The organism is Mesorhizobium sp. M0833 (assembly GCF_040319905.1).
Taxonomy (GTDB): Bacteria; Pseudomonadota; Alphaproteobacteria; order Rhizobiales; family Rhizobiaceae; genus Mesorhizobium.
On record NZ_JAMYOQ010000003.1, the window covers coordinates 281385 to 295674 of the forward strand.

Here is a 14290-nt window from a genome sequence, read left to right on the forward strand (position 1 = left end):
CGCTTGTCTCCAGGCGGACATGTAGCGGAACACGGTCGCGGTTGCGAGGGGGATCAGCCTCAGCCGCCCGTCAGAATATCCAATATCGAGGTCTGCCGCTTCTTGACCGGGCCGCCGACTTCGCCGGGCGGCACCGGGTGCTTGATCGATGCGGTGGCGCTGTCGACGCCCGGCATGGCCAGCCCGCCGGCATCGACCGTCTCGGCAGGACGCACGGGACGCGAGGCCGGCTGGGTAGCTGCTGTTGGGGGCGCCGATTGGCCGACGGAAGCGACCGGCGCCGGCGGCGCCGTGTCGGACGGTATGTCATCCGGGACGATGGTGTCGGGCGGCGTCGATTTCCAGGTTCCAGGCAGCGGCCGCACCGGCACGCCCTCATGCGCGGCGACCATGAACTCGTGCCAGGCCTGCGCCGGCAGCGCGCCGCCGGTGACCTTCTTCATCGCGCTGCCGTCATCGTTGCCGAACCAGACGCCGGTGGTCAGATTGGCTGTATAGCCGATGAACCAGGCGTCGCGCGAATTCTGGCTGGTGCCGGTCTTGCCGGCCGCCGGCCAGGCGAACGCCGCCTTCCTGGCAGTGCCGATCTCGACCGTGCCGGTCATCATCGAGTTCATCATACCGACGACGCCGGGCTTGACGACGCGCGGCGCACCGCCGCCATTGTTTTCGTAGAGCACCTTGCCGTCACTCGTCGTGACCCGGCGGATGAAATGGATGTCCGGCTTGTAACCGCCATTCGCGAAGGGAACATAGGCCGAGGTCAGTTCCAGCGGCGTCACTTCCGAGGTGCCCAGCGCGATCGAGGTGTTGGCCGTCAGCTCGGACTGGATGCCCATGCGGTGCGCCGCCTCGACCACCGCATTCGGCCCGACTTCCATGGTCAGCTGCGCGGCCACCGAGTTCAGTGATTTTGCCAGCGCCGTCGCCAGCGTCACCTTGCCGAAATATTTGCCGCCGTAATTGTCGGGCGTCCAGTTGCCGATCTTGATCGGCGCGTCGTTGCGCACGCTGTCGGGCGTGCGGCCGGATTCCAGCGCCGCCATATAGACGAACGGCTTGAACGCCGAGCCCGGCTGCCGGCGCGCTTCCGAGGCGCGGTCGAACTGGCTGGTCGAATAGTCGTAACCGCCGACCATCGCGCGCACCGCGCCGGAATTGTCGATCGACACCAGCGCGCCCTGGCTGACATTGAGTTTTTTGCCGCTCTGGTCGATCAGCCGGCGGATCGATTGCTCGGCGAGCTTCTGCAGCGTCAGATCGACGGTCGTGTCGACGACGATATCGCGGCGCACGTCGCCGATCAGGTCGGGTAGTTCTTCCATGATCGTATCGGCGACGTAGTTTTCCGAGCCGGTCCAGTACGACGGCGCGCGTGTCGCCGGCGCGCTCATCGCCGTGGTCTGCTCCTTGGCGCTGATCTTGCCCTCCTCGCGCATCGCAGCGAGCACCAGCTGCGCGCGCTGCTCGGCCGCCTTCGGGTCGCGCGCCGGCGACAGCCGCGACGGCGCCTTGAGCAGGCCGGCGAGAAGTGCCGCCTCCGACAGCGTGACGTCACGCGCGCTCTTGCCGAAATAGCGGCGCGAGGCTGCTTCGACACCATAGGCGCCAGAGCCGAAATAGACCCGGTTGAGGTACATTTCGAGGATCTGGTCCTTCGTATGCTTGTGCTCCAGCCAGAGCGCCAAGAGCACTTCCTGCACCTTGCGTTCCAGCGTGCGGTCCGGCGTCAGGAACAGGTTCTTGGCCAGCTGCTGGGTCAGCGTCGAGCCACCCTGCGAAAAATGTCCACCCAGCACATTGGTCACCATGGCCCGGGAAAGGCCGATCGGGTCGATGCCGAAATGCGAATAGAAGCGGCGGTCTTCGATGGCGATGACGGCCTCGGGAATATAGGGCGACATTTCGTGCAGGCCGACGGCCTCGCCGCCGCTCATGCCGCGATTGCCAAGCAGCTGGCCGTCGACCGAGACGATCTTGATGTTGGGGGCGCGATCGGGAATGGCCCAGGTGGTGGCCGCCGGCATTTTCGCGCCGTAATAGACGACGATGCCGGCAGTGGCGATGCCGCCCCAGATGGCCAGCACGAAGCACCAGTAGAACAGCCGGCCAAGCACGCCGAACACGCCGCGCCGGCTTTTGCCGCGCCCGCCACGAGACGGCTTGGCCTTGGTCGATTTGCGCTTTGCAGCGGCTGTACGGTTGCTCGGCACGACGCGGTCCTCCTCGCTCACCGAAAAACCGGCCGAGGATCTCGCCCCCGGCGATGCCTCGAAGCTGGGCTCGATGCGGTTGTCTTTCCGGTTCGCCATGCGCTGTGCTGTCTTCCCCATGCCTATGGCGTTCGGGTTGAAGACTAGATGCGGCGATTTAAGGGCGGGTTAAGTCGGGAAAAATCGAAGTAAAGTGTATTCAACCGTTTGCGGAGCAGGCGCGGCCCGCGACAGCGCCAAAGCCGGAAATGAAAAACCCGCCTCGGCGGGCGGGTTGTTGGAGCCAATGAGCACCATAGGGAAATTAGTAGCATAGCTGCCGGCACAAAGCAAGAACAAAATACGCGTTGCCGCACAATAATCGCTCGGTTGGCGCTGCCCCTCACCCTTACCCTCTCCTCGTGAAGGACGGTGCGAGGGGAGATCGCCGGCATTGCGGCCAAGCCCCTTCTCGCCGTTCTCACGGGGAGAAGGTCCCGGCAGGGGTTGAGGGGCAGCGCCGAGTTCGACCGTTGCGACAACCCTCAGTCGTCCGCGTCCGGGTCGTCGGAGGCCGGCCGCCAGCTGATTGGCTCGATCTTCCTTTGCGTATGGCCGTCCGTATAGGCCCACCAGCCGGCATCGCTTTCGTCCCAGTCGCCGCCGGCCGCCTTCAGCCGGTCGAGCGAACGGTATTGCGCGATGCTCTCGTTCATCACGCCGTCGCTGTCCTGCCAGTAGACGGTGATCTTGGAACCGTCCTTTGGTGCCGTCTCGATTGGTTTTCGCGCAGCCATTTCAATTCCTCCCGGCCGACGGCGTTAAAGTGCCAGAAGGCCATTAGCTGTGGGCGAAGATGTCCTCTTCATCCCAGCCCATCAGGTCGAGTTTCGCACGCGTCGGCAGGAAGCGGAAGCAGGCATCGGCCTCCCTGGTCCGGTTGTCGCGCGCCAGCCGCGCGCTCAGTACGTCGCGCAGCCGGTGCAAATAGAGCACGTCGGAGGCGGCATATTCGAGCTGCTCGGGCGACAGCGTCTCGGCTGCCCAGTCCGAGGATTGCTGCGCCTTCGACAGGCCGACCCCGAGAAGCTCGAAGCAGATGTCCTTCAACCCGTGCCGGTCGGTGTAGGTGCGCGTCAGCCGCGACGCGATCTTGGTGCAGAACACCGGCTCCGGCATGACGCCGAAGGCGTTGTAGAGCACGGCGAGATCGAAGCGGCCGTAGTGAAAAAGCTTGGTAATGCTGCGGTTCTTGAGCAGGCTGACGAGGTTCGGCGCCTTCTTCTGGCCGGGCGCGATCTGGATGACGTCGGCCGAGCCGTCGCCCGGCGAGATCTGCACGACGCAGAGCCGGTCGCGATGCGGGTTCAGCCCTAGCGTCTCGGTGTCGATGGCGACCGCCCCGACATCGTAATGCAGCAGGCCGGGCAGATCGTTTTTGTGGAAACGTATGTCGCTCATCGTCTTCTCCGGTCGCGGCCCCGTGCAGCGATGCGCGACGGACCGTGCCCGTCCTTGCCGCGATCCGGCGAAAAATCAACAAAAACTTGAGTCTGGCGCAATTTCAGCGTGTCAGCGCCTCGAGAATGCGCGCCCAGGAGCGCTGGCCCTTGTGGAAGGAGCTCATCTCGTACTTCTCGTTCGGCGAGTGGATGCGGTCGTCGTCGAGGCCGAAACCGACCAGCAGCGATTCCATACCGAGATAGGTCTGGAAATCGCCGACCACCGGGATCGACCCGCCGCCGCCGGTTATTACCGCCGGCTTCGGCCATTCGTCGGACAGCGCCTGCTTGGCCTTGGCCAGGAAGGGCGAGTCGTAGGAAAGCTGGATTGCCGGCGAGCCGCCATGCGGATGAAATTCGACCGAGCAGTCCGCTGGCACGCGCTGCCTGGCAAATGCCTGGAAGGCGGCGCGGATTTTTTCCGGATCCTGTTTGTGAACCAGGCGGAAAGAGACTTTTGCCGAGGCTTGCGCGGCGATCACCGTCTTGAAGCCCTTGCCGGTATAGCCGCCGATAATGCCGTTGAACTCGGCCGTCGGTCGCGCCCAGGTGAGCTCGAGCACCGAGCGGCCCTTTTCGCCGGACGGAATCGACAGGCCAACCGGGCCGAGGAAGGTCTCGGCCGTCTCGCCGAGCGACAGCCACGACTGCAATATCTGCGACGGCGTTTCCTCGACGCCGTCATAAAAACCTGGAATGGTGATGTGACCATCGGCATCGTGGATGTCGGCCAGGATCTTTGCCAGGATGCGGATCGGATTGGCGGCCGCACCGCCATAGAGCCCGGAATGCAGGTCGCGGTCGGCGGCAGTCACCGTGATCTCCTCGCCGACCAGCCCGCGCAGCAAGACGCAGATCGACGGCGTATCGCGGTCCCACATGCCGGTGTCGCAGACCAGCGCGAAATCGGCCTTGAGCTCATCCGCATTCGCCTCGAGAAACGGCTTCAGCGACGGCGATCCGGACTCCTCCTCGCCCTCGAACAGGATGGTGATTCGGCACGGCAATCCGCCATGCACCTGCTTCCACGCGCGGCAGGCCTCGACGAAGGTCATCAGTTGGCCCTTGTCGTCGGCCGCGCCGCGGCCGGTGATCACCTTGTGGCCGGGCCCGATCTCCTTGACCGCCGGCGCGAACGGGTCGCTTTCCCACAGCTCGATCGGATCGACCGGCTGGACGTCGTAATGGCCGTAAAACAACAGATGCGGCGCGCCCGCCGGCCCATCGTGATGCGCGACCACCATCGGATGCCCCGGCGTGTCACGCAAGCTGGCGTCGAAGCCGATCAGCTTGAGCTCGGCGACCAGCCATTCGGCGGCCTTGCGGCAGTCGGCGGCGTAGTCCGGATCGGTGGAGATCGACTTGATGCCGAGCAGGCCGAACAGCCGTTCCAGGCTCTGGTCGAAGTTCTTGTCTAGGCGGTCGAGAACAGGGGAAACTGCGGACATCTGGCGGGCCTTTCGATTCTGGCGGCAAATCTAGAGCCCATGCGGCGAAACGGAAAGCCCGCGACCGTTGGGCCACAGCTTCCTGTCCAACGGCAAAAAAATGCCGCCGTGGTGGAGGGGAACCACGGCGGCCTTTACTCGAAACGATGCGGCAGCCCGGAGAGGGGGGATAGGCTGCCGCAAGTGTCCGGGATAGGCGGGGGACGGGCCTTGCTCCGGACTTCGGCGAAAACTGCCGATGCGTTTTATCTGTGTCTGCGAACGTGGCGATTCAAGGGCACAAAAATTACACTTTTGTAACATAGGCGTGAGCGAACAAAGCTGCAGCCAGGCCGGCAGGGCCGGCCAAGTTCGCACGCCATTTGTCAGGGTGTTGCCGGAACCCTTGGTGGAAGCCGCCTTTGGCATGGACCGCGGCGCTGCGCCGCGCTATCCCTCGTGCCATGAAAAAAGGCGATCATCTCTTCCTTGTCGACGGCTCCGGCTACATCTTCCGTGCCTATCACGCGCTCCCGCCGCTGTCCCGCAAGTCCGACGGGCTGCCGACCAGTGCCGTGCTCGGCTTCTGCAACATGGTCTGGAAGCTGACGCAGGACGCCCGCAACACCGATGTCGGCATCGTGCCGACGCATTTCGCCGTGATTTTCGACTATTCGTCGAAGACCTTCCGCAACGACCTCTACCCCGAATACAAGGCCAACCGCTCGGCGCCGCCGGAAGATTTGATCCCGCAATTCGGCCTGATCCGCCAGGCGACCAGGGCATTCAACCTGCCGTGCCTTGAGACGGAAGGCTACGAGGCCGACGATTTGATCGCCACCTATTGCCGGCTTGCCTGCGAAGCCGGCGCCGACACCACCATCATCTCCTCCGACAAGGACCTGATGCAACTGGTCGGCCCAACGGTTGCCATGTACGACCCGATGAAGGACCGCCAGATAGGCGTTTCCGAGGTGATCGAGAAATGGGGCGTGCCTCCGGAGAAGATGATCGACCTGCAGGCGCTGACCGGCGATTCGGTCGACAATGTGCCGGGCGTGCCCGGCATCGGGCCGAAGACGGCGGCGCAATTGCTCGAACAGTTCGGCGACCTCGACACGCTGCTCGCCCGCGCCGGCGAGATCAAGCAGGACAAGCGGCGCGAATCGATCATCGCCAATGCCGACAAGGCGCGCATTTCGCGTGACCTGGTGAGGTTGAAGAACGACGTGCCGGTGACCGAAGGGCTTGACGAGTTCGTGTTGCATGCGCCGGACGGCCCCAGGCTGATCGGCTTTCTCAAGACCATGGAATTCTCGACGCTGACCCGCCGCGTGGCCGAAGCGACCGGAACCGACGCGGGCAATGTTCCAGCCACCCCCGTCACCATAGAGCGTGCCGATACCGCGCATGGTCCCGATATGGGTTTTGGCCTGCCCGCGGCCGCCGAGAGCGCACCGCCGTCGGACGAAGCGGCGCTCGAAGCCCCAGCTGCAGCCAAGCAAGGCGACACCCCATCCCTACTTTCGGCGCTTCGCCTGGAGGCTGCCACCACCCGCAAGATCGACACCAGCGCCTACGCCTGCATCCGCGACGCCGCGACGCTGAAGGTCTGGATCGCCGAGGCGATGGAGAGAGGCATCGTCGCGTTCGACATTAAGGCCTCCTCGCCCGATCCGATGCGGGCCGAACTGATCGGCCTTGCCATGGCCGTCGCGCCTGGCCATGCCGCCTATGTGCCGCTTGCCCATAAAAACGGCAATGGCGACCTGCTCGGCGGCGGCGCGGTCGAAAACCAGATCCCGGTCCGCGACGCGCTGGCGTTGCTCAAGCCGCTGCTCGAGGACAAATCCGTCCTCAAGATCGTGCACGACATGAAATACCGCCTTGTCGTCATGAGCCGTCACGGCATCGAGGTCGGCCCCTATGACGACACCATGCTGATCTCCTACGTGCTCGAGGCCGGCACCCACGGTGGCCACGGCCTGGAGGCGCTGGCCGATAAATGGCTCGGCCACGCGACCATTCCGCTGAAGGAATTGGCCGGTTCGGGAAGAAGCTTCGTCGGCCTCGATCAGGCCGACCTCGGCAAGGCGACGGCTTACGGCGCCGAGCACGCCGACGTCGCGCTCAGGCTCTGGCAGGTGCTGAAGCCACGGCTTGCCGCCAAGGGCCTGGTTTCGGTCTATGAACGGCTGGAACGGCCGCTGGTGCCGGTATTGGCGCGGATGGAACAGCGCGGCATCTCCGTCGACCGGCAGATCCTGTCGCGGCTCTCCGGCGAACTGGCACAGGGTGCCGCACGGCTTGAGGACGAAATCTACCAGCTGGTCGGCGAGCGCATCAACATCGGCTCGCCAAAACAGCTCGGCGACATCCTGTTCGGCAGGATGGGCCTGCCCGGCGGTTCTAAAACCAAGACCGGCCAGTGGTCGACCTCGGCGCAGCTTCTCGAAGACCTCGCCGCCGAAGGCCATGAATTGCCGCGCAAGATCGTCGACTGGCGCCAGCTGACCAAGCTGAAATCGACCTATACCGATGCGCTGCCCGGCTTCATCCATCCCGACACCAAGCGCGTCCACACCTCCTACGCGCTTGCCGCAACGACGACCGGGCGGCTGTCGTCCTCGGATCCCAATCTGCAGAACATTCCGGTGCGCACCGTCGAGGGCCGAAAGATCAGGACGGCCTTCATTGCCGACAAGGGCAACAAGCTGGTTTCCGCCGACTACAGCCAGATCGAGCTGCGCGTGCTCGCCCACGTCGCCGAAATCCCGCAGCTCAAGCAGGCCTTCGCCGACGGCGCCGACATCCACGCCATCACCGCGTCTGAAATGTTCAACGTGCCGGTCGAGGGCATGCCTTCGGAAGTGCGCCGCCGTGCCAAGGCGATCAATTTCGGCATCATCTACGGCATTTCCGCTTTTGGCCTCGCCAACCAGCTGTCGATCGCGCGCGAGGAAGCCGGCGACTACATCAAGAAATATTTCGAGCGTTTCCCCGGCATCCGCGACTATATCGATGCGACCAAGGCCTATGCCCGCGAGCACGGCTATGTCGAAACCATTTTCGGCCGCCGCATCCACTATCCGGAAATCAGATCGTCAAATCCTTCGGTCCGTGCCTTCAACGAGCGCGCCTCGATCAACGCCCGCCTGCAGGGCACCGCCGCCGACATCATCCGCCGCGCCATGATCCGCATGGACGATGCCCTGGAAAAAGCCAAGCTTTCCGCCCGCATGCTGCTGCAGGTGCATGATGAGCTGGTCTTCGAGACCGTCGAAGCCGAGGTCGAGGCGACGATCCCGGTCGTCTGCCACGTCATGGAGAACGCCGCCATGCCGGCGGTGTCGATGTCGGTGCCGCTGCACGTCGACGCCCGCGCCGCCGACAACTGGGAAGAGGCGCATTAACGTCCCGTCTGCAGCCGGCTAGCGCAATTCCAGGAAAGGTGTGAAACGGTTTTCCGTCCGGAATTGCGTAGAAACAAAGAGATAGAGCGGTTCGGCGTTTCCGTGAAACGATGAACCGCTTTAAGTCGCGATCCCTCCCACCCCCCTCTGTCCTGCCGGACATCTCCCCCGCAAGGGGGGAGATCGGATGTCGCCCCGGCTTTCGCCAACCGTCGGCGTTGCAAAAATGGGCGGTGAAATTGAAGCTGCCAATCTCCCCCCTTGCGGGGGAGATGTCCGGCAGGACAGAGGGGGGCGCTGTCCCGCCAGCATCTCGCGGCTTAGTAAGTCCTCAAGCCGCCTCGGCCAAACACTTCGCACATGTCCCACGAAACTCGATCACCGCCTTCTTGGCGGCGAAGCCGGTCGAGCGCACCCATTCGTCGAGCCGGTGGCCGACATCGTGGTCGGAGAACTCGGTCACCTGGCCGCAGGTGTCGCAGATGGCAAACGCCGTCATCGAATGGCTGTGGTCGTGCGGCTCGGCACAGGCGACGAAGGAATTGAGGCTTTCGAGCCTGTGCACGAAGCCGGATTTCACCAGCGTGTCGAGCGCCCGGTAGACCTGCAACGGCGCGCGAAAACCGCGTTCGCGCAGTTGGTCGAGCAACGTATAGGCGCTGAGCGGTCCGCTGGCGGCCTCGAGTTTCTCGAGCACGCAAAGCTGGTTCTTCGTCAGTACATCCCTTGCCGCCATGATCCCGTTCCAAGCCGCTCCGTGCCGATCGCTGCCATTAGGCATGCAATCCGGCCTCTTCCACTGAGATAGCGACGAACTGCCTTTTTTGCTACTGTTTGTATCGCAGCCGATGGTCGGCAGACCGGCGACGCCATATTCAAAATACTCACATCCTCGGCCAGGCTGGCCGTGCTTGGAAATTCGATCGGGCTTGGGGAAGCAATCATGATCAAAGTGACGCGGCGGACGCTGCTTGCCGGCACGTCCGCGTTGGCCGCTGCCGGCCTGGTGCCGTTTCGGGCATTCGCAGCGGCGCGCACCTACCATGCGCTGCTTGTTGCCTGCACCGATTATCCGAACCTGCCGAAGAAGAACTGGCTGATCGGACCGAAGAACGATGCCGGCCTGGTGCGCGATTACCTCCTGAAGTACACGCCCGCGCCGGTGAAGTTTTCAGCCGAAAACGTCGCGCTGCTCGCCAAGGATGTCGAAGGCGCCAACGGACCGCCGACACATGCGGCGATCAAGGCAGCACTCGCTGACCTTGCCGCCAAGGTCCAGCGTGACGATTTCGTCTACCTGCATTTGTCCGGTCACGGCGCGCAGCAGCCGGCGGCGAACAAGGGCGACGAGACGGACGGCCTCGACGAGATTTTCTTGCCGTCCGACATCGACAAATGGGTCAACCGCGAAACGGGCGTGCCCAATGCGCTGGTCGACAACGAGATCGGCACCGCGCTCGACGCTATCCGCGACAAGGGCGCCTTTATCTGGGCCGTATTCGACTGCTGCCATTCCGGCACTGCGACGCGCGCCGCCGAGGTCGACGATGAGCTGGAACGCAAGGTCGAGTTCGCCGATCTGGTCGGCGGCGACGACGCTGCCAGGGCGGCTGCGGTGAAAGCCTATCACGAGATTGCGTCGGCCGCGCCACGCGGCTTTGACGAGGACGGGCAGCGCAAGCCGGCCTTCAAGCTGACGCCGACCGGCGCCGAGCCGACCACCAAGGGCAAATTGGTCGCCTTCTACGCGGCGCAGACGGTGGAGACGACGCCCGAGATGCCGCTGCCCAAGGGCACGGCCGATGCGCCGCGTTTCGGCCTGTTCACCTTCACCATCCTGTCGAAACTGGCCGAGAACCCCAACATCACCTACCGCCAGCTCGGCCAGGCCGTGCTGCAGCAATATTCGGCGGACGGCCGCACCCGGCCGACGCCGCTGTTCGAAGGGGAACTCGACGCCCGCGTCTTCGGCACCGACAAGACAGACGCGGTCATGCAATGGCCGATCGTCATCGAGAACGACAAAGCCACGATCGGCGCCGGACTGCTGCATCGCCTCACCCCTGGCAGCAGGCTCGCAATATTGCCCTCGGCGCTGTCGCCGCTGTCCGACGCGCTTGGCTATCTCCAGGTGCAGTCGGCGAAAACCCTGGAAAGCCGGGTCAAGCCGGTCGAGTTCGGCGGCAAGCCGGCGCTCAAGCTGGCCGACATCCCCGCCAATGCCTATGCCCGGCTCGCCGAGCTCGCCGTCGACTACAAGCTCGTGATTGCGCGGCCGGCGGCGACCAACGGCCTCGAGAAAGAGGCCGCGCTGGCGAACTCGGTTCTCGACGATCTGGCGGCCAGGGAGAACTCAGGGTTCCACATCGCGCTGGTCGAGCCGGGCAAGAGCGCAGATCTGCGTCTCGCCGTGCTGCGCGAGAACGCCATTGCCGGCGCCGCAGAAGATGCCACCGACGCGCCGGCGCTGTGGTTTCTGCCGGCTTCGGGCGACATGACGCTCAAGGACGGCAGCAAGCCGCCGCTGATCGTCATTTATCCGGATGACCGCGAAAAGTTGGTCGATGCCGCGGCCAAGAACCTGACGAAAATGTTCCGCGCCATCGGCCTGTCGAGGCTGGCCGCCGCTTCCGATTATCGGCCGGAAGAGGTCAGCGTCGAGTTCCGGATCAAGCGTTTTGACAGCGACACGCTGCAGCCGATCGAACCGTCGACGGTGCCGCGTGTTTCGCCCGACGATCAGGTCCACGTGCTGGCCAGGAACGGTTCGACGAACCTGGTCGACATCAACGTGCTCTATGTCGGCTCCGACTATTCCATCCAGCATTTTCTTGCCGAGCGCCTGACCGAAGGCGCCGTGCTCGAGGAAGGCCTGTTCAAATTCACCGACACCAGCTTCGGCATGGAGCGGATGATCGCCGTCTTGACCGAAGCACCGCCGCAGAGCGAGAAGCAGGATCTGAGTTTCCTGGCGCAAGAGGCCGTTGTCTCTGTAACGCGCGGACTGGGACAACCAAACTTCTCCGATATGCTGGCCGATATCGGCAGGGCGCCGGCGACGCGTTCGGCCATGCGGCTCACCGACGACAAGGGGTCGAAGGGCGCCGTGATGATCTTCCCGATGGAGACGGTGCCGCGCGCCTGAGGCGGGGTCAGGTGCCCGGCCGGGCCTCTTGCCTAATCGGCTGATAATGAACATTCTTCGACCGCTGCTGTCGGCGGCCGAACGGAACGGATGAGGGCGTTCGTGAACAGGATCGTATTTTCGTGGCGCGCAACAACCGCCGGCCTTGTCGCCGGGCTGTTGCTGGCCGCCAATGCTTCGGCGGACGAGGCTTGCGGCCTTTGCGCCAAGGAGGTCGTCATCAACTCCGAACTGGCGAGTTGCTTTCTCGACCAATACGACCAGATCGCCAAGACCGGCAACACCGCCGTCGTGGTCGATCTCAGCAGCTGTACCTCACGCGGCGTGGTCGAACCGTTGCCGTCGCCGGGCAAGGCGGAGTTGGAGCCTGACGTGCAGTTCATCGTTTCGCGCGCGCAGCTGGATTGCCTGAAGAAGAAGCTGGAGACGCCGGGCATCGTGCTCGACCCGTCCGCCACCATAGAACTGGACAGCTGCGGATGACGAAAGCGGGGGGCAACGCAACGCAGCAGGCAGTGACGGCGCCGGCACTGCAAAAGAAGCCGGTGTCGCTGCCGGAAACCGTCGAAGGCCTGCCGTGGGTGAGCAATCACGAGGTCAAGAAGGAGGCGAACCCATTCACCGATCGCGACTGGCGCATGCTCGTCTATGCCTGGTCCGGATTGCTGGTGCGCCTGGCGATCATCTTCACCTTGATCTTTTCGGTCTACCAGTTCCTGGCGAACCAGGAGCAGAAGCGCGTCGAGCAAACGATGTCGCTGGTCGAGCTCTGGGAAAGCAAGGATTACCAGCAGGCGCAACGGGCCCTCAAGCAACGCCTGGCGGCGCTCAACGCCAAATACGGCAATCTGCTCAGTGCCAATCCGACGCCGACCGAGGAACAGGTGTTCAGACAACGCATCGGCATCGAAGCGATGAGCGCAACCGGCGGCGACATGCCGCTTGCCGAGTTCAGCGACAATTTCGACCGCATCGTCTATTTCCTCAACCGCCTTTCCTTCTGCGTCGAAGGCGGGCTGTGCTCGCGTGAGGTCGCCGACTCGTATTTCCGCGACTATGCCGCTTCCTTCTGGAGCTATTTTGCCGGCTATATCGACAAGGAGCGCAAGGCCGGTTCACCGACTTTCGCCCAGCCGATCGAGAACTATGTCCGCCAGGCGCCACCCTCGGCCCAGTCCAGATAATCCCGAAAAATGCGAAGCCGGCGACGGAAATGCTCCGCCGCCGGCTAGTTCTCCGCGATGATCGCGGCGGGAACTCTGCAGGCCTATTTGTACAGGCTGTTGATCCACTGGACGTTGATGGCGTTCAGACGCACGGCGGTGTTGGCATCCGGGCTCTCGGCCACGTTCACGCCGGTGATGACGCGCTGCTTGGAGCCATTGTCATAGGCGTAGACCGAGCTGCCGCTCGATCCCGGATAAGTGTCGCAGTCATACTGGAAATACTCGATGGCGATGTGTTCGGCGAGCACTTCGCAGGTCGCCTTCCACATCGTGCCCATCGGCTTGTCGCCGGGATAGCCGACGATGTTGGCGGTGAAGTCGCCGAGATCCACATAATTGGCATAGCCCAGCCAGCCGAGGTTGGTGCCGACATCCTGCTTCAAGGTGACGATGCCGAGATCCCATGGCACGACCGAGCCGTAAAAGCCCTGATAATTGTCGATGAAGCCCTGGACGATATAGGCGCTTTCATAGGTGAAGGCGCCGAACGGTGCGTCGTCGGCAGTCTTGCCGTTGAGAGCCGGCACGAACAGGATATCGTCCAGCCAGGCCTTGTCTTCGTGGCTGTAGAGACAGTGCGCCGCGGTGAGCACCGTGCGCGGGCCGATCAGCGTCGCCGAGCAGCTGCCATAGCTGCCGCTCTTCGATTTGCCTTCGAGGTAGCCGATCGCGGTGAACGGGTAGGTCTTGGTATTCTTGATCTGCTCCCGGTCGTCCGTCCCGAACACCTGGCGGCCTGCCTCTTCGCCTCCGCTCAGCCCGGAATTCTCGGACTTCTGTCCCTCGGCGGGCGCGTTCATTTCCTTGATGACAAGGTCCTTCAGCGTCTCGTTCGGATCGATCTTGATGTCCTTGCCATCGGCGGAGCGGCCGACGATGCCATAGGATTTGACGGCCGTTGCTTCGTCGGTGAGCGGCGCGGCGCGGTTCGCCTCGTCCTCGGTCAGTTTCGGCGGCGCGATCGGTTTCGCCCGGCCAGGCTTGTAATCGCCCGATGTCACGTCCCGCATGCTTTCGCCGTTGCCGGCATTGGCGGAACCTGGCTCGGCAGCCAAGGCAGGAACCGCCCACATTGCGGTGGAAAGCAACGCAGACGCAATAATACACTGTGTCAGTTTTGTCATGGTGAGACTCTCCCAAAAGTCAGCAAGGACTGGATCAAGATATAGAAATATTGTCGAGATCGTGGTGGCGCCGAAAAATGAAGTTGGTTGCCGGCGCCTTTACCAAGCCATTATTCAGTGCAGCCAGTCTAGGTCCCCGCCAAAAATGGCCGCGACGGTATACTGCCTAAAATAATCCAACATTGGCAACGACAAATTGCTTCCACATAGCCCGTGGGGGGTTATAGATTTGGGCGGGTTTGGCTCGACACCACGATTTAG

General features: G+C 63.4%; 10 protein-coding genes. 4 read left to right on the forward strand and 6 right to left on the reverse strand.

The annotated features are described in order from the left end of the window. Positions 1-59: 59 nt before the first annotated feature. The 4 genes from NKH98_RS05465 to NKH98_RS05480 all read right to left on the reverse strand — a co-directional run bounded on the left by NKH98_RS05465 (position 60) and on the right by NKH98_RS05480 (position 5142). The gene (locus NKH98_RS05465) at positions 60-2312 is read right to left on the reverse strand and encodes a transglycosylase domain-containing protein (protein WP_352897025.1); all 2253 of its coding nucleotides are present in this window, start codon (positions 2310-2312) and stop codon (positions 60-62) included. 425 nt (positions 2313-2737) lie between these two features. After that, positions 2738-2989 carry a hypothetical protein gene (locus NKH98_RS05470; RefSeq protein ID WP_352468327.1) on the reverse strand — a complete coding sequence of 84 codons (252 nt, stop codon included), beginning with the start codon at positions 2987-2989 and terminating at the stop codon, positions 2738-2740. Between the two features lie 43 nt (positions 2990-3032). Further along, entirely contained in the window at positions 3033-3653 is a 621-nt protein-coding gene (locus tag NKH98_RS05475; protein WP_023675237.1) for a ribonuclease D, read from the reverse strand. 103 nt (positions 3654-3756) lie between these two features. Next, positions 3757-5142, reverse strand: a complete 1386-nt coding sequence (locus NKH98_RS05480; protein WP_352897027.1) for a M20/M25/M40 family metallo-hydrolase — start codon at positions 5140-5142, stop codon at positions 3757-3759. A 443-nt stretch (positions 5143-5585) separates the two neighbouring features. Here NKH98_RS05480 and polA point away from each other — a divergent pair, with 443 nt between their 5' ends. Then, positions 5586-8534: a DNA polymerase I gene (gene polA / locus NKH98_RS05485; protein WP_352897134.1), complete on the forward strand. Its 2949-nt coding sequence runs from the start codon at positions 5586-5588 to the stop codon at positions 8532-8534. A gap of 331 nt (positions 8535-8865) precedes the next feature. Here the strand turns inward: polA and NKH98_RS05490 are convergent, their stop codons facing one another. Then, complete coding sequence (locus NKH98_RS05490) at positions 8866-9270, reverse strand: Fur family transcriptional regulator (protein ID WP_023675234.1); 405 nt, start codon at positions 9268-9270, stop codon at positions 8866-8868. A gap of 207 nt (positions 9271-9477) precedes the next feature. On the opposite strand from NKH98_RS05490, the gene NKH98_RS05495 reads away from it, so the two are divergent. The 3 genes from NKH98_RS05495 to NKH98_RS05505 all read left to right on the forward strand — a co-directional run bounded on the left by NKH98_RS05495 (position 9478) and on the right by NKH98_RS05505 (position 12863). Then, positions 9478-11679, forward strand: coding sequence for a caspase family protein (locus NKH98_RS05495; RefSeq protein WP_352897029.1), 2202 nt, complete (start codon positions 9478-9480; stop codon positions 11677-11679). A 102-nt stretch (positions 11680-11781) separates the two neighbouring features. After that, positions 11782-12162, forward strand: a complete 381-nt coding sequence (locus NKH98_RS05500; RefSeq protein ID WP_352897030.1) for a hypothetical protein — start codon at positions 11782-11784, stop codon at positions 12160-12162. Further along, positions 12159-12863: a DUF4760 domain-containing protein gene (locus NKH98_RS05505; protein ID WP_352897032.1), complete on the forward strand. Its 705-nt coding sequence runs from the start codon at positions 12159-12161 to the stop codon at positions 12861-12863. The genes NKH98_RS05500 and NKH98_RS05505 overlap by 4 nt, the downstream gene beginning before the upstream one ends. Positions 12864-12946: 83 nt before the next feature. Here the strand turns inward: NKH98_RS05505 and NKH98_RS05510 are convergent, their stop codons facing one another. After that, positions 12947-14029 carry a trypsin-like serine peptidase gene (locus NKH98_RS05510; RefSeq protein WP_352476384.1) on the reverse strand — a complete coding sequence of 361 codons (1083 nt, stop codon included), beginning with the start codon at positions 14027-14029 and terminating at the stop codon, positions 12947-12949. Positions 14030-14290: the final 261 nt, after the last annotated feature.

Excerpts from the sequence above, each read along its gene's own strand:
- NKH98_RS05465 (WP_352897025.1), bottom strand. The coding sequence starts at position 2,312 with ATGGCGAACCGGAAAGACAACCGCATCGAGCCCAGCTTCGAGGCATCG.
- NKH98_RS05470 (WP_352468327.1), bottom strand. The coding sequence starts at position 2,989 with ATGGCTGCGCGAAAACCAATCGAGACGGCACCAAAGGACGGTTCCAAG.
- NKH98_RS05475 (WP_023675237.1), bottom strand. The coding sequence starts at position 3,653 with ATGAGCGACATACGTTTCCACAAAAACGATCTGCCCGGCCTGCTGCAT.
- NKH98_RS05480 (WP_352897027.1), bottom strand. The coding sequence starts at position 5,142 with ATGTCCGCAGTTTCCCCTGTTCTCGACCGCCTAGACAAGAACTTCGAC.
- polA (WP_352897134.1), top strand. The coding sequence starts at position 5,586 with ATGAAAAAAGGCGATCATCTCTTCCTTGTCGACGGCTCCGGCTACATC.
- NKH98_RS05490 (WP_023675234.1), bottom strand. The coding sequence starts at position 9,270 with ATGGCGGCAAGGGATGTACTGACGAAGAACCAGCTTTGCGTGCTCGAG.
- NKH98_RS05495 (WP_352897029.1), top strand. The coding sequence starts at position 9,478 with ATGATCAAAGTGACGCGGCGGACGCTGCTTGCCGGCACGTCCGCGTTG.
- NKH98_RS05505 (WP_352897032.1), top strand. The coding sequence starts at position 12,159 with ATGACGAAAGCGGGGGGCAACGCAACGCAGCAGGCAGTGACGGCGCCG.
- NKH98_RS05510 (WP_352476384.1), bottom strand. The coding sequence starts at position 14,029 with ATGACAAAACTGACACAGTGTATTATTGCGTCTGCGTTGCTTTCCACC.